A 24,037-nucleotide genomic window follows, 5' to 3' on the forward strand; every position below is an offset into this window, starting at 1 on the left:
CGGCACCCCCTCAGGCGCGTGCATGGCACAGCCCCTATATCGAACCAAAGTCCGCTGCGGCCAAGCGGGGCGAATCAGCGGACGACGACGCAATTTTCACCCGCCACGCGCAATTTTCCGCACAGGCTCTGGGCGTTGGCCGCCGTCCCGGCGACCGCGCGCAGGCGATAGACCTGGCCGCTGTCGACCGTCGCCGGCGACACCGACTTGGAAAGCTCGGACAGATAGGCAAAGCGTTTGGACAGGTTTGTCCATGCCTTGGCCGCGGCCGCCTCGCTGCTGAACGCGCCGAGCTGGATCATCGCCGATCCCGAAGCCGCCGGTGCCGCCTTGGCCGGTTCGGCGGTCTTCGCCGAGGTCGCAGCGGGTTTGCCCTTGTCTTTGTCGGTGGCGGTGCGCGCCGCTTTGGCGGCGGCGATCTTGTCGGCCTCGGCTTTCTTCGCGGCCTTGGAAGCGGCTTCGCGTTCGGCGGGGCTGGCGGCGGGTTCCTCAGGCATCCGCGAGGCATCGACCTTGCCCGACGGCTCGGCGCCCTCGCTCGCGGCGAAACTCGCGTCGCCCTCGCCCTCGAAGGTCTTGGCGGCGTCATTCTTCGGCGCGACCTTGTAGTCGCCCTTTTGCGCGACGATCAGTTCGCCCTCACCGCGCGCCCCGCCATTCTGGATCCACCAGAGGCCTCCGAGAACCGCGCCGATCAGCAACAGGCCGCCGAGCACCATGACGAGCAGCCGGGTCGGCGAAACTTCACCGTCATCCTCGAACTCGTCGGCCGCTTCGAGCCAGGGCAGACGATCCTCGTCGCCCAGCCCCAGTCCGGCTTCGCCCTGCCCCTTGTCGCTGTCGCCCGCCATCAATGCATCTCCTCGAGCGCTTCCACACCCATCAGGTGGAGCCCGCCCCGGATAACCTGCCCGATTCCATCGGCCAAATAAAGGCGGGTCGCGGTCAATTCGGCGTCGTCGGCAATGATCACACGCGCCTCGGGCCGGTCGTTGCCCATATTCCACCAGGCGTGGAAGGCTGCGGCGACGTCGCCCAGATAAAAAGCGATCCGATGCGGCTCGCGCGCCGCCGCCGCCGATTCGACGATTCGCGGATATTGCGCGAGCAATTTCACCAGTCCCAGTTCCTGCTCGTCGAGCCGCGCGGGGTTCGGCTGTGCCGCCGCGATTCCCGCTTCGGCAACCTTGCGCTTCAACGACGCGATCCGCGCGTGGGCGTATTGGACATAGAAGACCGGGTTGTCGCGCGATGCCTCGACGACCTTCGCGAAGTCGAAGTCCATCTGCGCATCGGCCTTGCGCGTGAGCATGGTGAAACGCACCGCGTCCTTGCCGACCTCGTCGACGATATCGGCGAGGGTGACAAAATTGCCCGCGCGCTTCGACATCTTGAACGGCTCGCCGTTCTTGAGCAGGCGGACCATCTGCACCAGCTTGACGTCGAACTTCTTCCTGCCCTCGGTCATCGCGGCGACCGCGGCCTTGATCCGCTTGACCGTGCCGGCATGGTCGGCGCCCCAGATGTCGATCAGTTCGTCGGCGGTCTCGGCCTTCTGGAAATGATAGGCGAGATCGGCGCCGAAATAGGTCCAGCTGCCGTCCGATTTCTTGATCGGCCGATCCTGATCGTCGCCGAACCGCGTCGAGCGGAACAGCGGCAGTTCGACCGGCTCCCAATCTTCGGGCGTTTCGCCCTTCGGCGCTTCGAGCACACCGTCATAAACGAGGTCGTGATCGCGCAGCCATTTTTCGGCGTCTGCCGGCTTGCCCGCCGCCTGCAGCTCGGCCTCGGACGAGAAGAGATTGTGATGGATGCCCAGCTTGGCGAGATCGGCGCGGATCATGTCCATCATCGCGCTGACTGCCTCGGCACGGAACAGCCCAAGCCATACGCTTTCGGGCGCACCGACGAAGCGGTCGCCATATTCGGTGGCCAGCTTCTGTGCGACGGGGATCAGATAATCGCCGGGATAAAGCCCCTCGGGCACCGCGCCGACATCCTCGCCGAGCGCCTCACGGTACCGCAGGTGCACCGACCGCGCGAGCACGTCGACCTGCGCTCCCGCGTCGTTGACATAATATTCGCGGATGACGTCATGCCCGACATATTCGAGCAGCGCGGCGAGCGCGTCGCCGACGACCGCGCCGCGGCAATGGCCGACGTGCATCGGCCCGGTCGGATTGGCGGAGACATATTCGACGTTGACCGTGCGCCCCTGCCCAGTCGCCGAGCGGCCATAATCATCGCCGCTGGCGTGGATCAGCGCGAGTTCGGCGCGCCAGCTGTCGTCGGCCAGACGCAGGTTGATAAAGCCCGGTCCGGCGACACTCGCCTCGGTCACTTCGTCGAGCGCGCTGAGTTCGGCGACGAGCAGGTCGGCGAGCGCCCGCGGGTTCATGCCCGCGGGCTTGGCGAGCACCATCGCGGCGTTGGTCGCGACATCGCCGTGCGAGGGGTCGCGCGGCGGTTCGACGCTGATCGACGAACGATCGAGCCCGTCAGGAAGCGCGCCGCGCGCTACCAGCGCATCGAGGGCGGTGCCGATATGGGCGGAAAAACGGCTGAACAGGGTCACGGGCATGGCCTATCTTTGAACAAAGCTGCTGGCGCGCGCCCTATAGCAGCTTGGGCAACGCGAAAAGCCCTGCGTCGCCCGATGGCGCCGCAGGGCGAACCGACGCGAACGGCGCGAAACGGCGCCGTCGCGATGCTTATCGTCGGACGTTATATTCGAGCTGGTCCTGCGTCAGCTGAAAGCCGACGAGCAGTTCGAAGCTGGCGCGCGCGACGGCGGCGCGGACCTCGGGGATGCTCAGCGGATCGATCGCGGCATCCTGGTCGCCCGCTTTGCGCTTGCGCGTGATGCGTTCCATGATGTCGGCGGGCAACGTCGCCGCCGCGCGGTCGACATAGGCCGACGCCTGGCCGCGACCGGTGCCGCGGGTCTGGCCGTCGGCGAAGCTGACGGTCACCGCACCGATCCGCTTGGCGACGACGGCGGTGCCGCCCTGCACGACGGTCGAGAAATAGGGGATGGTGACCGAACGCGCCGGGCCGGCGTCGCGACGCGTCGCGACGACATCGAAACTGGCGAGCTGATAGACCTTCTCGCCGGTGTCGTTGCACTGGGGTGTCAGGTTGGTGATCGTCGCCACGACGTCGATCGCCGCCGCATCGCGGCTGGTCGCGGGGTCGAAAAGCGTGACGTCGCCGGTCTGGAGCGGAACCGCCACCGCGGGGCAGGCCGACCGCGTCGCGGTGATGCCGACGCCGCCCGACAGGTCCAGCTCATTGTCCTTCGCGCAGCCCGCGACCGTCGCCATGGCCGCCGTGCCACACAGCACAGCCAGAAATTTACGCGACGGGGACGAAATGGGCATCATGATGGTCAAGGCTTTCCACTTGGCTGGGGCGACGAGGGCGATTGATCCCTGCTCCATGCGCGCCGCTTCTTATCGGGGCGATGAACGGGGCGCAACGGTGCGAAGTTGCTTTACCGCACCGCGGCCGCTGCGCTAGAGCGCCCGCGAGATGAACGCACCCCGTAATATACCCGCCGCAAATGGCAGCGAAGCGGCAGAACTGACGGTTTTGATCGCCGCGCCGCGCGGTTTTTGCGCCGGGGTCGACCGCGCGATCCGCATCGTCGAACTGGCGATCGATCGCTATGGCGCGCCCGTCTATGTGCGGCATGAGATCGTCCATAACCGCTATGTCGTCGATACGCTTAAGGCGAAGGGCGCGATTTTCGTCGAATCGCTCGAACAGGTTCCCGACGGCGTGCCAGTCGTGTTCAGCGCCCATGGCGTGCCCAAGGCGGTCCCCGCCAAGGCCGAGGCACGCGGACTAGATTATATCGACGCGACCTGCCCCCTGGTGTCGAAAGTCCATCGCCAGGCCGAACGCGCGTATGAAAGCGGCCGCCACATCATTTTCGTCGGCCATGCCGGCCACCCCGAGGTGATCGGGACGCTGGGGCAATTGCCCGAGGGGGCGATGACCCTGGTCGAATCGGTCGACGATGTTGCCGCGCTGTCGCCGCCCGATCCCGAAATGCTGTCCTTCCTGACCCAGACAACCCTCTCGGTCGACGACACCCGCGACATCATCACGGCGCTCCAGCACCGCTTTCCCGCGATCGCAGGACCGCGCGGCGAAGATATATGTTATGCGACGTCGAACCGGCAGGAAGCGGTGAAGGCGATCGCCGGCCGCTGCGACCGCATGATCGTGATCGGTGCGCCCAACAGCTCGAACAGCGTGCGACTGGTCGAGGTCGCCGAACGCATGGGCACGCCCGCGCATCTCGTCCAGCGCGGCGGCGACATCGACCCCGCATGGCTGGCCGATATCGGCACGCTCGGCATCACCGCCGGCGCCAGCGCGCCCGAGCAACTGGTGCGCGAGGTCATCGACGCGGTCGCGGCACACCGCCCGATCATCGAAGATGTGGTGGTAACCGCCGAAGAGAATATGGTGTTCAAGCTGCCGCGTGGCCTCGAGCCGGCAGCGGCCTGATGGCGGTCTATACCGGGGTCGACCCCGACGATCTCGCCGCGCTCGTCGCCCGCTACGACATCGGCACCGTCCTGTCGTGCAAAGGGATCGCCGAGGGCGTCGAAAACAGCAATTTCCTGCTCGAAACCACCGCCGGGCGGTTCATCCTGACGCTCTATGAAAAGCGGGTGAAGGTCGAAGAACTGCCCTTCTTCGTCGACCTGCTCGCTCATCTCGCCGCCAGCGGCTGCGCGGTGCCGCCGATGATCCGCGACCGCGACGGCCTTGCGATCCAGCGCATCTCGGATCGCGCCGCCTGCATCATCCAGTTCCTGCCCGGCATTTCGCTGAACCATCCGACACCGGGACAATGCGCTGCGGCGGGTGCGGCACTGGGCGGCATGCATGGCGCCTTGGCGAACTATGCGGGCGGACGCGAAAACAGCATGGGGCATCGTCACTGGCGCGCCATCGCCGAGGCAACCGGTGACCTCGATGCGGTGCGCCCCGGCCTCGCCGCGATCGTCGGCGATGAACTCGACTATCTCGACGCGCACTGGCCGACCGATTTGCCGGCGCATGTCATCCATGCCGATCTGTTTCCCGATAATGTGCTGATGCTCGGCGACCGGGTCACCGGGCTGATCGACTTCTATTTCGCCGCGACCGATTTCCGCGCTTATGACGTCGCGGTCACCCATGCGAGCTGGACCTTTTCGGCCGACGGCACACGGTGCGACGCGGCCCGCGCCAAGGCGCTGATGCGCGGCTATGCCGGCGCGATCACGCTCAGTGATGCGGAACAGGCGGCGCTGCCCCTCCTCGCCCGCGGCGCATCGCTGCGCTTCCTGCTCACCCGCGCGCACGACTGGGTGCATACCCCCGCCGATGCGCTGGTGACGCGCAAGGATCCGTCGCCATTCCTCGAACGGCTGCGCCGCTATCAGGCTGCCGACGCCGACAGCCTCTTCGCTGCCGCATGACCGAGGCGGTGGGCAAAACGGTGATCGTCGCGACCGACGGCGCGTGCAAGGGCAACCCCGGCCCGGGCGGCTGGGGCGCGGTGCTGCGCTGGGGCGACGTGGTGAAGACCCTGTCGGGCGGCGAACCCGATACGACGAACAACCGCATGGAAATGATGGCGGCGATCGAGGCGCTGGCGGCGCTCAAACGCCGTTGCAGCGTCGAACTGTCGACCGACAGCGTCTATGTTCGCGACGGTATTACCAAATGGGTCTTCGGCTGGCAGAAAAACGGCTGGAAGACCGCGGCGAAAAAGCCGGTCGCCAATGCCGATCTGTGGCAGCGACTGGTCGCCGAGGCGGCGCGCCACCAGATCGAGTGGCTGTGGGTCAAGGGCCATTCCGGGCACCCCGACAACGAACTCGCCGACCAGCTCGCCAGCGACGCCGCGCTGGACATCATGCGAAAGGCGCGGGCGCGCTGAACGCCCGCGCCCGATCGCTTATTCGGCTTCTTTGGTCTCGGCGCCGGGGCCGTTCTTCTTGATCGATTCGATGGCGTTCACCGCGGAGGCCTTGCTCGAATAGCCCTCGGTCCAGAACATCGTTTCGCTGTTATATTTGAAATAGGCGACAAACTCGCCGGCCTTGTTCTTCTTGATCTCGAAATAATGGGCCATCGGGGGTTCTCCAAAGATACAGCCGCCGGTCCGTGCGGCTAACCCATGTTAGCCCGGCGATTGCCGTGCGCAAGCGTGCCGTTGAGATATCAGGCGAAGCGTGCTCGCGCATAAGGCGATGGGTCGACGCGCGCGATCGCGCCGTCAGGCGCAGGCGCGCCAAGTTGCCAGGCGAGCAAACCCGCGATCGCGGGCGCGGTCTGGATACCGAAACCGCCCTGCCCCGCGCACCAGACAAAACCCGGCACGTCGGGGTCGGGACCAAGGACCGCAAGCCGGTCGGGCGCAAAGCTGCGCAGTCCGGCCCATTTGCGCTCGACCGCCGCGATCGGCCAATCGACGACCGCTTGGAGCCGGTCGATCGCTAGGGCGACGTCGAGTTCCTCGGGCGCGGCGTCGCAGGGATCGCTCGGCGTCTCGTCGTGCGGGCTCAGCCAGATGCGCCCCTCGCCCTCGCCCTTGAAATAAAAATCACCACCGACATGCCCGATCAGCGGCAGCGCGGCGGGTGTAGGAACCCCGAGCCGGACCTGCGCGATCGTGCGGCGATAGGGACGGATACCGACCGGCGCGACGCCGCAAGCGCGGGCGACCGCATCGGCCCAGGCGCCCGCCGCGTTGACGATCAGCGCGGCGCGGATTGTGCCCTGGCCGGTTTCCACCCGCCAGCCGCCTTGTTCGCGGCGCGCCGAAATCAGCGGCGTGCGCACCGACAGCAGTGCTCCTGCCCGCTTCGCCGCGCGCAGATAGGCGGCATGCAAGCCGCCAACGTCGATGTCCCGGCATGACGGCTCGAACGCCGCCTCGCTCCAGTCGGGGCGAAGCCCGGGGATATGATCGGCAAGCGCGGCGGCCGACAGGCGCGACACCGCGACGCCCTTCGCCTCGAACGCGGCGACAAAGGCATCGACCGCCGGCGCCTCGTCACGACGCCCGATCATCACCGCCATGCGCGGCAAGAGGAAGGGGCGATCGGAAAAATCGGGATGCGGGTGGGCGAGCGCTTCGAAGGACGCCGCCGTCAGCGGCTGGACGCCGGTTCCGCCATAGCTTTCCTGCCAAAAAGCCGCCGAGCGGCCCGTCGCATGATATCCAGGTACATCCTCTGCTTCAATCATCAGCACACGCCGATGCAACGCGAGACCGGCGGCGAGGCTGGCGCCCGCGATCCCAGCGCCGACGATCAGGACGTCGATGTCGGAAGGGAGCGCGCCGGTCATCCCCGCCGCATATCTTCTGGGTCCCGGAATGCAAGCATGCGCGGCGCCCAACATGGTTACTATTTGGTAAGCCATGACCTCTATGGGATCGGGGCATGAACGGCCATGCTCCCCAGTTGATCCTGATGCTGCTCGCGGCGATCCTGATGATCTGCTCGGCGATCAGCGACCTGCGCTGGCGCGAGATTTCGAACGGCCTCAATGGCCTTATCGCGGTCCTCGCGATTCCTTTCTGGTTTGCCGCCGGATGGACGCTGTGGCCCGACGTCGCGATTCTCGTTGGGGTCGCCGCGACGATCTTCGCCGCTTTCCTGGTGATGTACATGTTCAACGCCATGGGTGGGGGCGACGTGAAAAACGTTTTTGCCGTATTCCTGTGGGTGCCGGTTCCGCTGACGATGCCGTCACTGATGGTGATGGCGCTGTCCGGGGCGGCGGTGTCGGCCGCCATGCTCGTCTGGCAGATCGTCAAGCGCCCGGAGGCCAAGCCGCAGGTCCCCTATGGTGTTGCAATCGCCGCTGCGGGCCTTTGGGCGCTTCACCAACAATATCTTAACCAGTTTCAGGCTATCGCATCGAGTTGAGGGCAAGCACCGCCGCGTCTGGCGAGTGTTAGGAGGCGAAAAATCGTCATGGATACGCGAAAGATAATGCTGATCGTCGGCGCGCTGGTCATTGCGATCGGGGCGGCGTTCGGGGTCAACCAGATGATGCGCGGCGCGGCGGCTCCGCAAGCGCGCGCCGCCGCGGCACCGGACGTCCAGGGCCCGATGATTCTGGTGGCAACCCGCCAGCTGCCCGTCGGGACGATTATCGGCCCCGACAGCTTCCGTTTCCAGCCTTGGCCCAAGGAACTGGTCGAGAAGGCCTATTTCCTGAAAGAGAAGACCGACGTGAACGGCCTTGTCGGCACGGTGGTTCGCTATCCGATCACCGCCGGCCAGCCGCTGACGCAGGGCGCGCTCGTCCATCCCGACGATCGCGGCTTCCTCGCCGCGGCGCTTGGCCCGGGCATGCGCGCGGTGACCGTCAAGGTCAGCCAGGAACAGGGCGTCGCCGGCTTCGTCTTTCCGGGGGACCGCGTCGACGTGGTGCTGGCCCAGGAAATCAAGGTCAAGGAAGGCAGCGCCTATCCCGACGACCAGTTGTTCACCGCCGAAACGATCGTGCGCAACGTCCGCGTGCTCGCCACCGACCAGCGCTATGATGCCGAGGATGAGACGGGCAAGACCCCGGTTCGCACGTTCGGCTCGGTGACGCTCGAAGCGACGCCCGAGATCGCCGAAAAGATCGCCGTTGCACAGGACATGGGCAAATTGTCGCTCGCCCTGCGCCCGCTGGCCGAAAGCGCCGGCGAACTCGACGCCGCGATCGCTTCGGGCGAAATCAACGTCCCGACCAAGGGCGGCACGGCCGCCGAAAAGAAGATGATGGCCGAAGCCGCCGCACGCCCGACCTCGGGTCGTGGCTCGGCGACGACCGGCGGCGATGTGTCGCGCTTCTGGGTCCCGGTCAGCGGCCGCGTGTCGGCACCACGTCAGCAGCCGAACAACAACTACGGCGGCGGACAGAACTCGAATTATGGAGGTGCAGCACCGGCGGCACCCCGCGGTCCGATCGTGCGGGTGACGCGCGGCGAAAAAGTGACCGAAGTTCCGGTTGGGGGTAAGTAAGATGAGCAGCAAACCCAAGTTCAAGGCAGCGGCGCTGGCCCGCACCCTGGCCATCGGCCTGGTGGCAGCCACGCTGGTAACGGCCCCCGCCCACCAGGCGTTGGCACAAGCGGTCCAGAATGCCAGCAGCAGCGTCGACCTGTCGGTGGGACGCGGCCGGCTGATCAGCCTTCCCGCCGCGATGACCGACGTTTTCGTCGCCAACGACGAAGTCGCCGACGTTCAGGTCCGCTCGAGCCGTCAGCTCTACATCTTCGGCAAGAAGCCGGGCGAAACGAGCATCTATGCCACCGATGCCAGCGGCCGGGTCGTCTATTCGACCGTCGCGCGCGTCGGCAACAATATCGAGACCATCGACCAGATGCTTTCGCTGGCGATGCCCGAGGCGACGATTTCTGCGAACACGATGAACGGCTTCGTTCTGCTCACCGGCACGGTCCATTCGCCCGACGATGCCGCCGAGGCCGAACGGCTGGTCCAGGCTTTCGTCGGAGACCAGACCAAGGTGCTCTCGCGCCTGCGCACCGCGACGCCGCTGCAGGTCAATCTGCAGGTCCGCATCGCGGAGGTGAATCGCTCGCTCGTCAAGGAAATCAGCGGCAACCTGCTGACCCGCGACCGCGATGGCCCGCTCGGCAACGGCTTCCTCGGCGGCGTTTTCGGTGGACGTTCGGCCGGCGAGATCGCCTATCCCACGGCGCCGACGGCGATCTTCCCCCCCAACACGGTGCCAACGCCCTATAACCCGGTCACGGGGCAGCCGCTCAACAGCACCACCTATGGCAAGACATACACGATCAACACGCCAGCCGGCGTCCGCAGCCTTGCCGGCGCGGGTCGCCTGTTCGGCCTCGACCTGATCGCCTCGCTCGATGCGGGCGAGCGTTCGGGCATGGTCGTGACGCTGGCGCAGCCGAACCTGACCGCGATTTCGGGTGAAACCGCCGACTTCCTCGCCGGCGGCGAATTCCCTGTTCCGATCCCCGGCAACTTCGCCGGCACGACGATCGAATATCGCAAATATGGCGTCAGCCTGGCCTATACGCCGACGGTCCTGTCCAACGGCAGAATCAGCCTGCGCGTTCGCCCCGAAGTGTCGGAACTGTCGACCGAGGGCGCGATCGAATTGCAGGGCTTCCAGGTTCCGGCACTGACCGTCCGCCGCGCCGAGACGACCGTCGAACTGGGGTCGGGCGAAAGCTTCATGATCGCCGGGCTGATGAACAATCGCTCGATCGGCGCCATCGACAAGATGCCGGGGCTTGGCGACGTGCCGCTTCTCGGCATGCTCTTCAAATCGGACAGCTTCCGCCGCGGCGAGACCGAACTGGTCATCATCGTGACGCCCTATCTGGTCCAGCCGGTCTCGGCCAACGACATCAAGCTGCCCACCGACGCCTATCAGGATGCCAACGATGCCGCGCGCCTGCTCATCAACCAGACGAGCAACGGCGTGACCGGCGGCGACCGCCCCAAGCCGCGCCTCGACACCTCGCCGGCCGACGCCGATCGCCTGCGCGCCGGGGCCGATGTGTCGCCGGGCTTCAGCATCAAGTGACGCGCTGGTTTTCAGGAGCAAGATTATGAACAAGATCGCAACTTGGACGACCCTCGCAATGGCCGCGACGCTCGCCGGCTGCACGGGCGGCGCCCATTCTAATACAGGTCTCGATTCGGTCCATCAGCCGATCGTCCGCAACAGCATTTATCAGTTCGATGTCGCGACCAGCGGCGGCGAATTACCGCCAAGCGAACAGGGGCGCCTGCAAGGCTGGCTCGACGCGATGGGCGTGCGCTATGGTGATCGCATTTCGATCGAGGACCCTTCGCCCTATGGCGCCAGCGCGGCCCAGGCGTCGATCCGCGCGATGATCGAACGCCGCGGCATGTTGCTCAGCAACGCCGTTCCGGTCACGACCGGCACGGTGGCGCCCGGCAGCCTGCGCGTCGTCGTTACCCGTGCGTCCGCTTCGGTCCCGGGTTGCCCCGATTGGTCGAGCAAGTCGTCGATCAATTTCAACAACGCGACCTCGTCCAACTATGGCTGCGCGTCGAACAGCAACCTCGCCGCGATGGTCGCCGATCCGAACGACCTGATCAAGGGCGCGAGCAACGATCGTCAGGATCCCGCGTCGGCGACGCGCGCGATCAAGACCTACCGCGAGAGGCCGCCCTCGGGCGCCGGCGAACTCAAACAGACGTCAACCAGCGGGGGAGGCAATCAGTGAACGCGCCATTTAAAGCAGCCGGCCTGCGCGAACCCTTCAACGCCTTCGTGTGCGATGATGATACGCTGGAGTTGATCCGCGCGGCCGCCAACGACATGGGCTGGCCTATCGAGAAGTGCAACAAGGGCGGCCTGCGCAATGCGGTCCAGTCGCTGTCGGTCTCGGCGAGCCCGAACATCCTGTTCGTCGACATGTCTGAATCGGGCGATCCGATCAACGACATCAACGCGCTGGCCGAAGTCTGCGAGCCCGGTACGGTGGTGATCGCCGCCGGCCAGGTGAACGACGTGCGCCTGTATCGCGACCTGCTGTCGAGCGGAATCCAGGACTATCTGCTCAAGCCGCTATCACTCGACCAGGTCCGCGAATCGCTGACGATGGCACAGGCGATGCTGTCCGCACCGAAGCATGCCGACATGATGGACGACAAGCCGCATCACATGATGGCGGTAGTTGGCGTTCGCGGCGGCGTCGGCGCCTCGCTTGTATCGACCTCGCTCGCTTGGGCGATGAGTGAACAGGCCGGTCGCCAGACGGCGTTGCTCGACCTCGACATCCATTTCGGGACCGGCGCGCTGACCCTCGACCTCGAACCGGGCCGTGGGCTGATCGACGCGATCGACAATCCGAGCCGCATCGACGGTCTGTTCATTGAACGCGCGATGGTGCGGGCATCGGACAAGCTCAGCCTGCTGTCGGCCGAAGCGCCGATCCACCAGCCCGTGATGACCGACGGTTCGGCCTTTTTCCAGCTGGAAGAAGAGCTGCGCAACGCATTCGAGATGACGATCGTCGACATCCCGCGCCACGTGCTGATCCCCTTCCCGCACCTGGTGTCGGAAGTCGGAACGATCCTGCTGGTCGCCGACGTGACGCTCGCCTCGGCGCGCGACACGATCCGCATCCTGTCGTGGTTCAAGCAAAATGTGCCGGGTGCCCGCGTCATCCTGGTCGCCAACAAGTTCCAGACCGCGATCGGCGAACTGTCGCGCAAGGAGTTCGAATCGTCGATCGAACGTCAGATCGACATCGTGATTCCGTTCGACCCCAAATTGGTCAGCCAGTCGGCAAAGCTTGGCAAATCCTACGCCGAGATTTGCAAGGGCACCAAGGCCAGCGCGGTGTGGAACCAGTTGATGCGGCTCATCCTCGATGGCGCGGACACCGAGGCCGAAGAGGCCGTGGCACCGTCCGCCAAGGGCAAGTCGGGCGCCTCGCTGCTTGGCAAGCTTGGCGGGATCGGCGGCATGATGGCCAAAAAGGGCGCAAAATAAGGACGATGGCGGCCGGGTGACCGGTCGCCAGCCGGCCTTGGGACGAGAAGCGGACGAAAACCGACTATGGACCTGTCAGTCATCCTTATCATCGGTGGCGCCTTTCTGGCCTTCACCATGCTTGTCCTGTTCAGCGGCCCGTCGATGGGCAAGGCGAAGTCGCGGCGACTGGCGATGGTCAAGGACCGCCACGCCGCGTCGACCGAAGCGGTGGTCGCGGCGCAGATGCGCAAAACGATCCAGTCCGGAAGCAACAGGGGCGGTCAGAGCCTCTCCAGCTTCATGCCGCGCCGCGAAGAAATGGAAAAGCGGCTCCGCCGGACCGGCAAGAGCTGGACGGTCAGCCAGTACATGATGGCGTCGATGGCCCTGTTCGTCGTCGTTGCGGGCTTGCTGTTGCTGATCCGCAGCCCGTTCCCGCTAGCCGCCCTGATTGGCGTGATCGCCGCGCTCGGCCTGCCCTATTTCGTGATCAACCGGCTGATCAAGAAGCGCGTCGCCAAGTTCAACACGCGTTTTCCCGACGCGATTGACTTGCTCGTCCGTGGCCTGAAATCGGGCCTTCCCGTGACCGAGACCTTCCAGGTCGTCAGCCAGGAATTGCCCGGCCCGGTCGGCGAAGAGTTCAAGGGTGTCGTCGAACGCATCCGCATCGGCAATACGATGGAAGCGGCTTTGCAGGAATCGGCCGAGATGCTCGGCACGCCGGAATTCCAGTTCTTCTGCATCACGATCGCAATTCAGCGCGAAACGGGCGGCAACCTCGCCGAAACGCTCGCGAACCTTTCCGACGTGCTCCGCAAGCGCGCGCAGATGAAGCTGAAGATTCGCGCGATGTCGTCGGAAGCCAAGGCGTCGGCCTATATCGTCGGTGCGCTGCCCTTCTTCGTCTTCGGTATCGTCTATTCGATGAACCCCGAATATCTTCAGGGCTTCTTCTTCGAAGAAAGGCTGATCATCACTGGACTCGGCGGACTGGTATGGATGAGCCTCGGCGCCTTCATCATGTCGCGCATGATCAGTTTTGAAATCTAAGGGGCGCGACGAATGAACATCACCCTGCTCCTCGCCTCGTTCACCGGTTCGACCAGCGGCCCGACCATCATGGGCGTCGATGTCATCTGGGTCGCGACCACGCTCGCTGCGGTCGGCGTCGGCGCAGTACTGATCGCGCTTTATGGCGCGCTGACCGTGCGCGATCCGATGGCGAAGCGCGTCAAGGCGCTGAACGACCGCCGCGAACAGCTCAAGGCCGGTATCACCGCGTCGACCGCGAAGCGCCGCGCGAAACTTGTCCGAAAAAACCAGACCGCTGACAAGATGCGCACCTTCCTCGGCAAGCTTCAGGTGCTGCAGGAAGACCAGATCAAGGATGTGCAGCAGAAGCTGGCGCAGGCGGGTATTCGGTCAAAGGATCTCGCGGTCGCGGTTATCTTTGGCCGCCTGATCCTGCCCATCGTGTTCGGCGGACTCGTCGCATTCCTGATCTATGGCGTCGACATGTGGCCCGACCTGACCCCGTTTAAGCGGTCGGGGGCGACGATGGCGGCGTTGTTGTTGGGTTACAAGGCCCCTGACCTGTTCGTAGAGAACAAGCGGTCGAAGCGCACCGACGCGATCCGCAAGGGCCTGCCCGACGCGTTGGACCTTCTCGTCATCTGCGCCGAAGCGGGTTTGACCGTCGACTCCGCTTTCAGCCGCGTGTCCAAGGAACTGGGCCGCGCCTATCCCGAACTGGGCGAAGAGTTCGCGCTGACCTCAATCGAGCTCGGCTTCCTGACCGAACGCCGCCAAGCGTTCGAGAACCTTGCCTATCGCGTCAATCTCGATTCGGTGAAGGGCGTGGTCACGACCATGATCCAGACCGAGAAATACGGCACGCCGCTCGCCAGCGCGCTGCGCGTGCTGTCGGCCGAATTCCGCAACGAGCGCATGATGCGCGCCGAGGAAAAGGCCGCTCGCCTGCCCGCGATCATGACGGTGCCGCTGATCCTGTTCATCCTGCCGTGCCTGTTCATCGTGATCCTTGGCCCGGCCGCCTGTTCGCTCAAGGACGCGCTCAGCGGAATGTGACAAAGCCCCTCCCGCCGCGCGGGAGGGGTATTTGCTCCAGATCAGCCGACCTGCTGCTCGATTGCACCGAAAATGCTGTGGTGGCGATCGTCGTCCATCCAGATGCGGACCGTATCGCCCTTCTGCATGAAAGGCGTCTTCGCTTCGCCCTCTAGGATCGTTTCGACCGTGCGCACCTCGGCGAGGCAGCAATAGCCCAATCCGCCCTGCGCGATCGGTTTGCCCGGTCCGCCATCGGCATCGCGGTTCGACACCGTGCCCGAGCCGATGATCGTACCCGCGCCAAGGTCGCGGGTCTTCGCCGCATGCGCGATCAGCGCACCAAAATCGAAAGTCATGTCGACCCCGGCATCGGCACGGCCGAGCGGCTGGCCGTTGAGGTCAACGCACAGGGTGCCGTGAAGCTTGCCATCGCGGAACCGCTCGCCAAGCGCGTCGGGGGTGACGAACACCGGCGACATCGCGCTTGAGGGTTTCGACTGGAAGAAACCGAAGCCCTTGCCGAGTTCGGCCGGAATCAGCCCGCGCAGCGACACGTCGTTGGTCAGCCCGACGAGCAGGATATGGCCGCGCGCCGCGACCGCGTCGGTACCGGCGGGCACGTCGCCGGTGACCACGACGACCTCGGCCTCCATGTCGCAGCCCCACGCGGGATCGCCGAGCGGGATCGGGTCGCGCGGCGCGAGAAAGGCGTCGCTGCCGCCCTGATACATCAGCGGATCGTGCCAGAAGCTGTCGGGCATTTCGGCGCCGCGCGCCCGGCGCACCAGCGCGACGTGGTTCACATAGGCGCTGCCGTCGGCCCATTGATAGGCGCGTGGCAGCGGCGATGCCGCGTCGCGCTCGTGAAACCGATCCTTGGGGATCGCATCATGGTTGAGATCCTCGGCCAGCGCTGCGAGGCGGGGGGCCGCATAAGCCCAATTGTCGAGCGCCGCCTGCATCGTCGGGACGATCTGGCCAGCGTCGGCATACCAGGCGAGATCGTCCGAAACGACGACCAGCCGCCCGTCGCGACCCTTCTTCAGCGAGGCTAGTTTCAAGCGGATTTCCTTTGTCTGGCGATGCGGGGGGAACCGTCATCGCCAACCAAGGAAGCGATGATCAGCGTTGCATCGTGATCGAGGCGAAACAGGTAAACCCGCTCTGCCCCGCCCGCAAGCGCCGGATATATTCCAGATAGGCCTGCGACTGGCTGGAGGTCGTGCCCGGCAGCGTCTGGCCGCGAAAGGCGCGCTTCACCTCTTCGCCGGTGAACGGCCGCGGCGAGCCGGGAAACGCACCCTTGGTGCCCGCGGCGACCAGATTGCCCCTGCCGTCGATATATTTGCCCGCACCCGACACGTCGGGCACCGGGATCTGGCAATTCATCACCGATACCGCGGTCTGAGCAAAGGCGGGACGTATCGTCAGTGCCGCCGACACGCCGACCGCGCCGAGCGCGAGCATCCGGCGCCGCGACGGAACGGCTTCCATGGCTTCATCGGAATTGGGCGCCCCCGCGCCATTCGGCTGATCCTGCTGTTCCATGATCGGCGCATAAACCATGGACGACGCGGGGAAAAGCAAAAGACCGCATGTGCGCCGCCACTTCCCGTTTCGGGACATTTGGCGACAAGGCGTTAATGGCTGCAAAGCCGCTTGCGCCGCGCCCCCGCTTCGTGCGAGGCCGAGCGCCGATGTTCGACCGCCTCTCCAGCCTCGTCGTGGCGCTGACCCTGGTCGCCATCGCGGTCATCCTTGCCGCGCTGGCCGGCGGCGACGCATTGGCGATCGCGATACTGGCCGCTGCGGGCGTCGCCGCCGCCGCGCTCGTCTATTCGGCGCTGCCCAGCCCCGTGATGGCCGAGAACCGCGCCGGCACAGCGCCGTCCCCCGCCCCGCCGCCGGCGTCGCTGCTCCGCCATCCCGATTTCGCACTGTGGGCCGACCAGGAAAAGGAACCCCTGCTCGGCTGCGATGACAATATCGTCACCCTCGCCAACGACGCCGCTATCCGCCTGCTCGGCCGCCACATCGTCGGCGCCGACGTGCGCACCGCGATCCGACACCCCGCCGCGACCGAATGGCTGTCGGGGATCGACGCGCCCGCGACGCCGGAACCGATCAACCTCGTCGATTTCCCGCGTCCGGGCCAGCGCTGGACGATGCGCATCGCGGCGCTGTCGGGCGGGCAGAAGATCATCTTCCTCGCCGACCGCGCCGCGATCGACGCCGCCGACCGGATGCGGTCGGACTTCGTCGCCAACGCAAGCCACGAACTGCGCACGCCGCTCGCCGCGATCCTCGGCTATGTCGAGACGCTACAGGACATGAACGGCGACGCCGACACCGCGACCCGCCACCGCTTCCTGTCGATCATCGAGCGCGAGGCGCGGCGGATGCAGCAACTCGTCATCGACCTTTTGTCGATCTCGCGGGTCGAGGCCGACCGGTTCCGGCGCCCCACCACCCCGGTCGATCTGACCTCGATCGTGCGCACGACGATCGCCCAGCTGCGAGACAGCGAAAGGCCGCGCGCCCGCGATATCGTCGCGGTCTTCGACGATATGCCGCTGCCGATGCTCGGCGACGAGGCGCAACTTGGCCAACTGGCGCACAACATCATCTCGAACGCGATGAAATATGGCCGCGCCGACACCCCGGTGACGGTCGAACTGATCCGCGAAGGCCAGCGCGCGCGGCTGTCTGTGCGCGACGAAGGCGACGGCATCGCCGCCGACCACCTCCCCCGCCTGACTGAACGTTTCTATCGCGTCGACGAGGCGCGCAGCCGCTCGGTCGGCGGAACGGGGCTTGGGCTGGCGATCGTCAAGCATATCAGCGAGCGCCATCAGGGACAGCTCGATATCGAAAGCGACGTCGGCAAGGGAACGCGGGTGTCGGTGGCCTTTCCGTTGGCGAGCGGAGCTTAGCCTTCGCGACCTGCCTTTTTCGCGTTCCGGCGACGCCAATAGAGGAGGCCGCCGACGCCGAGACCGAAGAGACCGAACATCCCCGGTTCGGGCACCGGCGTCGCGCCGCCCGAACTCGAACCGCCACCCGACGAACTTCCGCCCGACGAACCCGATCCACCGCCCGGCGAGCCGATATTGCCGCCGTTGTAGGTGCCGGTATGCATCTCGCCATTCTGGTTGAGATTGCGGAACACCGCCGAACCCTGAATGTAATTTGCGGTCTGCGCGTCGGCAAGCGGCGCCAGCACCGAACCGCCCCAGGCGGTGGTCAGGTTCAGGTCCTCCGCCTGATGAAAATTCCAGATCAAATGCTCGCCAAGGTTGTTCGTGCCGCCGAGGAAATTGTCGTTGAGGCTGACCGAACGGCCGCTGACGTTGACGATCGCTGTGTTTGCCCCGTTCAGGTTGAACTGGATCTCGCCGATCCGGTCGAGATCGGCCGAACTGATGTTGAATATCGCCGTGCCGTTCGCATCCGGCTGGGCATTGAACGTGCCGCGATTGCCCTGGATGACCAGTTGGCTGTTCGCGGTCAGCGTGCCCATGTCATAGGACAGGCTGGTCAGGCTGCTGCCGAGCTGGCTTTTCTGATTTTGCAAACCAGACACGAACGACGGGTTGCTGGTGCCGAGGTTGGACACCACCGTGTTCTGGTTGACATTGGTATTGCTGATCGTGCCACCCACCTTCACCGTCTGCGCAGCGCCGTTGAGGTTGAAGCCACTGTTGACGTTGCCGCCGACGATCGCGCCGCCGCCATTGTTTAGATTCTTGTGCCCGCCGTTGACGTCGCCCACAACGGTCAGTCCCGGCTGTCCGGTGGGTGAAGTACCGAGCGGACGGATGCTGTAGTTGGACGAGTTTCCGGTCAGATTGCCGCCGACGAAGGTCCGGCCCTCGACTTCGGACGAGGATTGCAGGTCGCCCAGCACCACTAGGTTCCACTCGCGCAGCGCATCGAGGCCTGTAACCGCCGTCGTCGACTGCGCGACGGCGGGAGCAAGGGGGAGCGCCGCGACCAGGGCGAGCGGGGCGAGCGAACGGAAAGCGATGAACACGGGTGAAGATTCCAGATTTTCAGGAGCAGGAGAGGCGGCGCCCCTAGCAATTTTCGGTCTGATTTTGTAGAAGGAGGCGACGAGCCGTTGTGCCGTTTCGGGACGCTCGCCCCTCAATCTATCACCGCTAGCACGTCACCGAGTTTGGCGAACATCTGGTCGATCTGCACTTTCTCGACGATCAGCGGCGGCGACAGCGCGATGATGTCGCCGGTGGCGCGGACGAGCAGGCCGTCGTCGAAGCAGGCATGGAACAGCTCGGTCGCCCGCGCGGTCGGCGCGCCGGGGCGGGGTTCGAGTTCGATACCGGCGACGAGGCCGATGGTGCGAATGTCGATGACATGCCGCCGACCCTTCAGGCTGTGGGCAGCCTCGTCCCAATAAGCGGCGAGGTCGGCGGCGCGGTCGAACAGGCCGTCGCGGGCGTAGAGGTCGAGCGTCGCCAGCCCCGCCGCGCTGGCGAGCGGATGGCCCGAATAGGTGTAGCCGTGGAACAGCTCGATCCCGCCCGGGACGCTGTCGATCACGGCGTCGTGAAGGTCGCGCTTCACCGCGACCGCGCCCATCGGGACCGCAGCGTTGGTCAGCCCCTTGGCCATGGTCAGGATGTCGGGGGTGACGCCCCACGCCTCGGCCGCGGTGGCGGCGCCGACGCGGCCGAAGGCGGTGATCACCTCGTCGAAGATCAGCAATATGCCGTGGCGGTCGCAGATTTCGCGGAGGCGCTGCAGATAGCCGACTGGCGGGATCAGCACCCCGGTCGAACCCGCCATCGGCTCGACGATCACCGCCGCGATCGTTTCGGCGCCGTGGAGGTCGACGAGGCGCTGCAGGTCGTCGGCGAGTTCGGCGCCCTGCGGCGGGAAGCCGCGCGCGAAGGCGTTGCCGGGAACGCCGTGGGTGTGGCGGATATGGTCGGCGCCGGGCAGGCCGGGGCCGAAGGCGCGACGGTTGTTGCCGATGCCGCCGACGCTGATCCCGCCAAAGCCGGTGCCATGATAGCCGCGCTCGCGCCCGATCAGCCGCGTCCGGCTCCCCTGCCCGCGCGCACGCTGCACCGCGAGCGCAATTTTCAGCGCCGTATCAACCGATTCGCTGCCGCTGTTGGTAAAGAATATGCGGTCGAGACCATCGGGCATCAACGCCGCGACCCGGCTGGCGAGTTCGAAAACGAGTGGATGGCCGAGTTGGAAGGTCGGCGCGAAATCGAGGGTCCGCGCGGTTTGCGCGATCGCCTCGGCGATCTCGGGCCGGCAATGGCCGGCGTTGCAGCACCATAGCCCCGCGGTGCCGTCGAGGATCTGCCGGCCGTCGGCGCTTTGGTAATACATACCGCTCGCCGAGACGAGTTGGCGCGGGTTTGTTTTATATGCCTTGTTCGCGGTGAAGGGCATCCAGAAGGCGGCGAGGGGATCGTTTTCGCGGTGCATTGTCGCCTCCTTAAAGCCCCCCTCCCCTGAACGGGAGGGGAGAAGTCAGTGCGCCGCCTTCTTGCGGCCCGGCAGCAGATGGAGCGCACCGACGATGATCCCGCCAAGCAACAGGCCGAAGATGCCCGCCCCGCCGGCGTTGATCAACCATTCCCACAGGCCCGCGACCGGCAAGCCGCCGCCGACAGCCTCCGCAAAATGTTCGAGCGGTTCGGACAGGTTGGCCAGATGCAGGTCGTGCAGCCCGTGCAGCACGATCTGGCCGCCAACCCACAGCATCGCCGCGGTGCCGATCGTCGCCAGCGCCGCGAGCAGCTTCGGCATCGCCGTGACCAGCCCGCGCCCAATCGCGCGGCCGGCGCCGGTGCCGCCCTTGCTCATATGCAGCCCGATATCGTCCATCTTCACGATCAGCCCGACGACGCCGTACACCGCGATCGTGATGACGATCGCGACGACCGCGAGCGTCGCGGCGCGCATACCGAGCGGCTCGGTCAGCACTTCATTGAGCGCGATCACCATGATTTCGCCCGACAGGATGAAATCGGTGCGGATCGCCCCCGACACCATTTCTTCCTCGTGATTCTTGTCGGCGACCAGCGCGACATCTTCCTCGAGCGGATGATCCTTGGCGGTCAGGCTGTGCCAGACCTTCTCTGCGCCCTCGAAGCAGAGATAGGCACCGCCGACCATCAGGATCGGGGTGATCGCCCATTGCGCGAGCGCCGACAGCAACAGCAGCACCGGAAGGATGAAGATCAGCTTGTTCTTGATCGACCCCTTGGCGATCCGCCAGATGATCGGCAGTTCGCGGTTGGGCGTGAAACCGGTCAGATAGCGCGGGGTTACCGCGGTGTCGTCGATCACCACCCCGGCGGCCTTCACCCCTGCCTTGGACGCCGCGGCGCCGATATCGTCGATGCTCGCCGCCGCCACCTTGGCGATGGTCGCCACATCGTCGAGCAGCGCGAAAAGTCCTGAAGGCATATAAGCTTGATCCCCGTGGCAGTTTCCCCCGCTCTATCGAGCCGGAGCGCCATGCGAAAGGGGATGTTGCGCCGCGTCAGAGATGCTGGCGCGCAAAGGCGGCCGCCGCGCCGAACAATCCGGGCTGTGGGTGGGTGATCAGCTTCACCGGCAAGGCGGCCATAAAACCCTCGAACCGGCCCTTTTCGACGAACCGTTCGGGGAAGCCCGATTTGATCAGGCTGTCCTTGATCCGGAGGCCGAGGCCACCCGCGATCACCACGCCGCTCGCCCCCTGCGCCAGCGCGAGGTCGCCCGACACGCTGCCGAGCGACAGGCAGAAGCGGTCGATCGCCGCGGCGGCGAGGCTGTCGGTGCCGCTGGTGCCGTTGGTCCAGATCGTGCGGTCGTCGAGCGGGGTCACCGCGCGCCCCTCCATCGCTGCGAGCGTCTCGTATATGTCAACGATGCCGGGTCCCGAGACGATGCGTTCGATCGATACGCGGCGATGGCGTTTGCGCAGCCGCGCGAGGATCGCGTCCTCGATGCTGTCGAGCGGCGCGAAGTCGATATGGCCGCCCTCGGTCGCCTGGACACGATAGTCGGTGCCGTCGCGCCAGATGTGCGCGACGCCGAGACCCGTGCCGGGTCCGATGACGCTGATCGTGCCGGTTTCGGGAAGCGGCGTTTCGGGGCCGCAGAGCGTCTCGAAATAGCCGCTATCGGCCTGCGCCACGGCATGGCCGACCGCCTCGAAATCATTGACCAGCACATAGCGGTCGACGTTGAGCTTTTCGCCGATCAGCGCGGGGCGGATAATCCACGGGTTGTTGGTGAAGCGGATCACCTCACCGCGCGTCGGCCCGGCGATCGCGATCGCGATGCCGCGCGGCAGGACTCCGCCCTGCTGGCGGCCGAAATCCTCCCACGCGGTCTGGAAGCTGGCATGGTCCTTGGTGTGCAAGGTCGTCGCTTCACCGAGCGACAGGACACGGCCATCCGCAATCTCGGCGATCGCGAAGCGCGCGTGGGTGCCGCCGATATCGACCGTGACGATGGACTCGCTCATATCTCTCCCTGACGGCATCCCGCGATAATCTGGCCGCAAGACTGTCGCATGACCCGGCGGCTGGCAACAGGGCATAGCTATGCGCAGGACTTGTCCCGGCGACGGATATCCGATACTTGCGAATAGATCGCAATAAGGAGCATCGTCATGAGCAGCGCCGCACCATCCCGTACGCATGAATGGACCGGCGCAAGCGGCGACAACTGGGTCCTCCACCAACAGCGACTCGACCTGATGCTCGCGGCGTTCGGCGATGCCGCAATCGCCGCCGCCGATGTCGCACCCGGCGACCATATCCTCGACATCGGATGCGGCGCGGGCGCGACGAGCTTTGCCCTGGCGGCGCGGACGGGGTCCGAAGGCCATGTACTCGGCGTCGATATTTCTCCGCAGTTGATCGCCCGCGCCAGCGCCGATGCCCCGGCCGATGCGCCGGTCGCATTCCGGCTCGCCGATGCCGCCACCGCGGCGTGGGAACCGGCGGCGGCCGACCTGCTGTTTTCGCGTTTCGGGGTGATGTTCTTCGACGATCCGGTCGCGGCCTTCGACCACATGCGGGGCGCCCTGAAACCCGGTGGGCGGTTGGCTTTCGCCTGCTGGCGCACACCGGCGGAGAACGACTGGGTGCGCCTGCCGATGACGGCGATCCGCGATCTGGTTACGCCGCCTGTGACCGATCCACTGGCCCCCGGCCCATTCGCCTTCGCCGACCGCGCGCGAATCGAGGACATCCTCGCGGCCGCGGGGTTTGCGGACATCGCAATCGCCCCGTTCGATACGGTCATTCCCTATGGCCATGGCGCGACGCGCGCGGCGGCGATCGACGATGCCGTGCTGCTGGCGTCGGCGGTCGGACCGCTGTCGCGCGCACTCACCGATCAACCCGATGATATCCGGGCAAAAGCCGCCGATGCGGTGCGCGCAACCTTCGCCCGGCAACCCGGCGAATCATCGGTACTTATCAACGGCGCAGCGTGGATCGTGACCGCAAAAAATAGTTAAAAAGCGCGACGAACGGAGAGACGACAACGCTGTCCGTCGGCCGCGAATCGCGCTATGATAGGGAACGATCACGGGAGCGACCACGGACGTCTGCCTGGGGGGTATACAGGCCCCGTGATCAGCAACCGCGAGACGTTTCGGACGTACTGCCCGGGGTATTCATCCACTTGCATCGGGCCTCGCGGCCAAGCTGCCGAAGCGGCACCAAGCCGCTTTCATATCTGCGATGAAGGAAATGGCGCCCCAGCGTGGATAAATGGGACGAATATCAGTCGCAACTGCTACTACGCTAGAGCCGCCGTAGACCGCCGTGTACCGTCGATTGCCAACGTCACCGACGTCACCGCGCTATGATAGCGGCACGAACAGCTACAATGTCGCGAGCGACACCGGTCGGCAAGGATGCGGAGGCTGTCGCGGCAAGGTCTTGCCGCTGTCCACGAATAGGCGCCCCCGCAGTCTCGATCGACCACGCTGATTTGCGGCTGGTCCGTCACCCAAGCTCCAGCCGTTGCCGGCTCGCGATCCGGCAGCAACCTGATCGGACTTCGGCGTTCGAGGTCACCTGCTCGCGTCGCAGTGTCACGCCGGCCAGCGCGGAGAATCGCGGCGAGGTCGAGGCACTCACTCGGACCGTTCAGGCCGTCACCGGCGACAGCGTTGAGATCGCCTGGATCGACCAAGGCTATACCGGCGACCATGCCGCACAGGCCGCCCAACAGCACGGCATCACCCTAGAAGTCGTCAAATTGCCCGAGGCAAAGCGCGGCTTCGTTCTCCCGCCTCGCCGGTGGGTGGTCGAACGCTCCTTCGCATGGGCACCAACTTCTGCAGGCCGGTCAAGTACTACGAATGATATGCGCAAACACTCGTAGGGCCACATGACGTCGCTTTCAGCGCCATCATGATCAGACAAGTCGCGGCGCTCGCCAGATATTCATAACT

The 24,037-nt window shown here is 65.6% G+C and carries 23 protein-coding genes and 1 pseudogene; 13 read left to right on the plus strand and 11 right to left on the minus strand.

What is annotated here, in order from left to right; genetic code table 11:
• Positions 1-74: 74 nt before the first annotated feature.
• The 3 genes from EEB18_RS21195 to EEB18_RS21205 form a co-directional block, all read right to left on the minus strand.
• Positions 75-851, minus strand: coding sequence for an SPOR domain-containing protein (locus EEB18_RS21195; protein ID WP_056347924.1), 777 nt, complete (start codon positions 849-851; stop codon positions 75-77).
• Positions 851-2,578, minus strand: coding sequence for an arginine--tRNA ligase (argS, locus tag EEB18_RS21200; RefSeq protein WP_187140762.1), 1,728 nt, complete (start codon positions 2,576-2,578; stop codon positions 851-853). The genes EEB18_RS21195 and argS overlap by 1 nt, the downstream gene beginning before the upstream one ends.
• A 136-nt stretch (positions 2,579-2,714) precedes the next feature.
• Positions 2,715-3,326: a hypothetical protein gene (locus tag EEB18_RS21205; RefSeq protein ID WP_410468115.1), complete on the minus strand. Its 612-nt coding sequence runs from the start codon at positions 3,324-3,326 to the stop codon at positions 2,715-2,717.
• Positions 3,327-3,534: 208 nt separating this feature from the next.
• On the opposite strand from EEB18_RS21205, the gene ispH reads away from it, so the two are divergent.
• Genes ispH through rnhA form a run of 3 tightly spaced genes read left to right on the plus strand, consistent with a single transcriptional unit; the run spans position 3,535 to position 5,947 of the window.
• Complete coding sequence (ispH, locus tag EEB18_RS21210; protein WP_187140682.1) at positions 3,535-4,521, plus strand: 4-hydroxy-3-methylbut-2-enyl diphosphate reductase; 987 nt, start codon at positions 3,535-3,537, stop codon at positions 4,519-4,521.
• Entirely contained in the window at positions 4,521-5,483 is a 963-nt protein-coding gene (gene thrB, locus EEB18_RS21215) for a homoserine kinase (RefSeq protein WP_187140683.1), read from the plus strand. The genes ispH and thrB overlap by 1 nt, the downstream gene beginning before the upstream one ends.
• Positions 5,480-5,947, plus strand: a complete 468-nt coding sequence (gene rnhA, locus EEB18_RS21220) for a ribonuclease HI (RefSeq protein ID WP_187140684.1) — start codon at positions 5,480-5,482, stop codon at positions 5,945-5,947. Before thrB ends, rnhA begins: the two co-directional genes overlap by 4 nt.
• Before the next feature lie 18 nt (positions 5,948-5,965).
• Here the strand turns inward: rnhA and EEB18_RS21225 are convergent, their stop codons facing one another.
• Together EEB18_RS21225 and EEB18_RS21230 are read right to left on the minus strand one after the other, a co-directional pair.
• Positions 5,966-6,142 (minus strand): YegP family protein, encoded by a 177-nt coding sequence (locus EEB18_RS21225; RefSeq protein ID WP_082545046.1) that lies wholly within the window; start codon positions 6,140-6,142, stop codon positions 5,966-5,968.
• A gap of 89 nt (positions 6,143-6,231) precedes the next feature.
• Positions 6,232-7,362, minus strand: coding sequence for an NAD(P)/FAD-dependent oxidoreductase (locus tag EEB18_RS21230; RefSeq protein WP_187140685.1), 1,131 nt, complete (start codon positions 7,360-7,362; stop codon positions 6,232-6,234).
• Between the two features lie 125 nt (positions 7,363-7,487).
• Here EEB18_RS21230 and EEB18_RS21235 point away from each other — a divergent pair, with 125 nt between their 5' ends.
• The 7 genes from EEB18_RS21235 to EEB18_RS21265 all read left to right on the plus strand — a co-directional run bounded on the left by EEB18_RS21235 (position 7,488) and on the right by EEB18_RS21265 (position 14,610).
• The gene (locus EEB18_RS21235) at positions 7,488-7,946 is read left to right on the plus strand and encodes a prepilin peptidase (protein ID WP_262408258.1); all 459 of its coding nucleotides are present in this window, start codon (positions 7,488-7,490) and stop codon (positions 7,944-7,946) included.
• A gap of 48 nt (positions 7,947-7,994) precedes the next feature.
• Positions 7,995-9,035: a Flp pilus assembly protein CpaB gene (cpaB, locus tag EEB18_RS21240; protein ID WP_187140687.1), complete on the plus strand. Its 1,041-nt coding sequence runs from the start codon at positions 7,995-7,997 to the stop codon at positions 9,033-9,035.
• Between the two features lies 1 nt (position 9,036).
• A complete protein-coding gene (locus EEB18_RS21245) occupies positions 9,037-10,593 on the plus strand; it encodes a type II and III secretion system protein family protein (protein WP_187140688.1) in 1,557 nt (518 codons plus the stop codon).
• A gap of 25 nt (positions 10,594-10,618) precedes the next feature.
• Positions 10,619-11,263, plus strand: coding sequence for a CpaD family pilus assembly protein (locus EEB18_RS21250; protein ID WP_187140689.1), 645 nt, complete (start codon positions 10,619-10,621; stop codon positions 11,261-11,263).
• A complete protein-coding gene (locus EEB18_RS21255; protein WP_187140690.1) occupies positions 11,260-12,537 on the plus strand; it encodes a P-loop NTPase in 1,278 nt (425 codons plus the stop codon). Before EEB18_RS21250 ends, EEB18_RS21255 begins: the two co-directional genes overlap by 4 nt.
• A 66-nt stretch (positions 12,538-12,603) precedes the next feature.
• Entirely contained in the window at positions 12,604-13,572 is a 969-nt protein-coding gene (locus EEB18_RS21260; RefSeq protein WP_187140691.1) for a type II secretion system F family protein, read from the plus strand.
• A gap of 69 nt (positions 13,573-13,641) precedes the next feature.
• Positions 13,642-14,610, plus strand: a complete 969-nt coding sequence (locus EEB18_RS21265; protein WP_410468139.1) for a type II secretion system F family protein — start codon at positions 13,642-13,644, stop codon at positions 14,608-14,610.
• Between the two features lie 41 nt (positions 14,611-14,651).
• On the opposite strand, the gene EEB18_RS21270 is transcribed toward EEB18_RS21265, so the two are convergent.
• Both EEB18_RS21270 and EEB18_RS21275 read right to left on the minus strand, forming a co-directional pair.
• The gene (locus EEB18_RS21270) at positions 14,652-15,653 is read right to left on the minus strand and encodes a fumarylacetoacetate hydrolase family protein (RefSeq protein WP_056347949.1); all 1,002 of its coding nucleotides are present in this window, start codon (positions 15,651-15,653) and stop codon (positions 14,652-14,654) included.
• 61 nt (positions 15,654-15,714) lie between these two features.
• Complete coding sequence (locus tag EEB18_RS21275; protein WP_056348531.1) at positions 15,715-16,140, minus strand: hypothetical protein; 426 nt, start codon at positions 16,138-16,140, stop codon at positions 15,715-15,717.
• A 149-nt stretch (positions 16,141-16,289) separates the two neighbouring features.
• Here EEB18_RS21275 and EEB18_RS21280 point away from each other — a divergent pair, with 149 nt between their 5' ends.
• Positions 16,290-17,525 carry an ATP-binding protein gene (locus tag EEB18_RS21280; RefSeq protein WP_187140693.1) on the plus strand — a complete coding sequence of 412 codons (1,236 nt, stop codon included), beginning with the start codon at positions 16,290-16,292 and terminating at the stop codon, positions 17,523-17,525.
• Here the strand turns inward: EEB18_RS21280 and EEB18_RS21285 are convergent.
• The 4 genes from EEB18_RS21285 to EEB18_RS21300 form a co-directional block, all read right to left on the minus strand.
• A complete protein-coding gene (locus EEB18_RS21285) occupies positions 17,522-18,625 on the minus strand; it encodes a choice-of-anchor A family protein (RefSeq protein ID WP_056347953.1) in 1,104 nt (367 codons plus the stop codon). The genes EEB18_RS21280 and EEB18_RS21285 overlap by 4 nt on opposite strands.
• A 113-nt stretch (positions 18,626-18,738) precedes the next feature.
• On the minus strand, positions 18,739-20,055 hold the full coding sequence (locus tag EEB18_RS21290) for an aspartate aminotransferase family protein (protein WP_187140694.1): 1,317 nt from the start codon (positions 20,053-20,055) through the stop codon (positions 18,739-18,741).
• A 45-nt stretch (positions 20,056-20,100) separates the two neighbouring features.
• Entirely contained in the window at positions 20,101-21,042 is a 942-nt protein-coding gene (locus tag EEB18_RS21295) for a DUF808 domain-containing protein (RefSeq protein WP_187140695.1), read from the minus strand.
• A 76-nt stretch (positions 21,043-21,118) separates the two neighbouring features.
• Positions 21,119-22,090 carry a glucokinase gene (locus EEB18_RS21300; RefSeq protein ID WP_187140696.1) on the minus strand — a complete coding sequence of 324 codons (972 nt, stop codon included), beginning with the start codon at positions 22,088-22,090 and terminating at the stop codon, positions 21,119-21,121.
• A 147-nt stretch (positions 22,091-22,237) separates the two neighbouring features.
• Between EEB18_RS21300 and EEB18_RS21305 the strand changes: the two genes are divergently transcribed.
• Together EEB18_RS21305 and EEB18_RS22805 are read left to right on the plus strand one after the other, a co-directional pair.
• Positions 22,238-23,092: a class I SAM-dependent methyltransferase gene (locus EEB18_RS21305; protein ID WP_187140697.1), complete on the plus strand. Its 855-nt coding sequence runs from the start codon at positions 22,238-22,240 to the stop codon at positions 23,090-23,092.
• Between the two features lie 581 nt (positions 23,093-23,673).
• A pseudogene (locus EEB18_RS22805) lies at positions 23,674-24,035 on the plus strand (transposase); the annotation flags it as partial.
• Positions 24,036-24,037 lie beyond the last annotated feature (2 nt).

The organism is Sphingopyxis sp. OPL5, assembly GCF_003797775.2.
Lineage (GTDB): Bacteria > Pseudomonadota > Alphaproteobacteria > Sphingomonadales > Sphingomonadaceae > Sphingopyxis.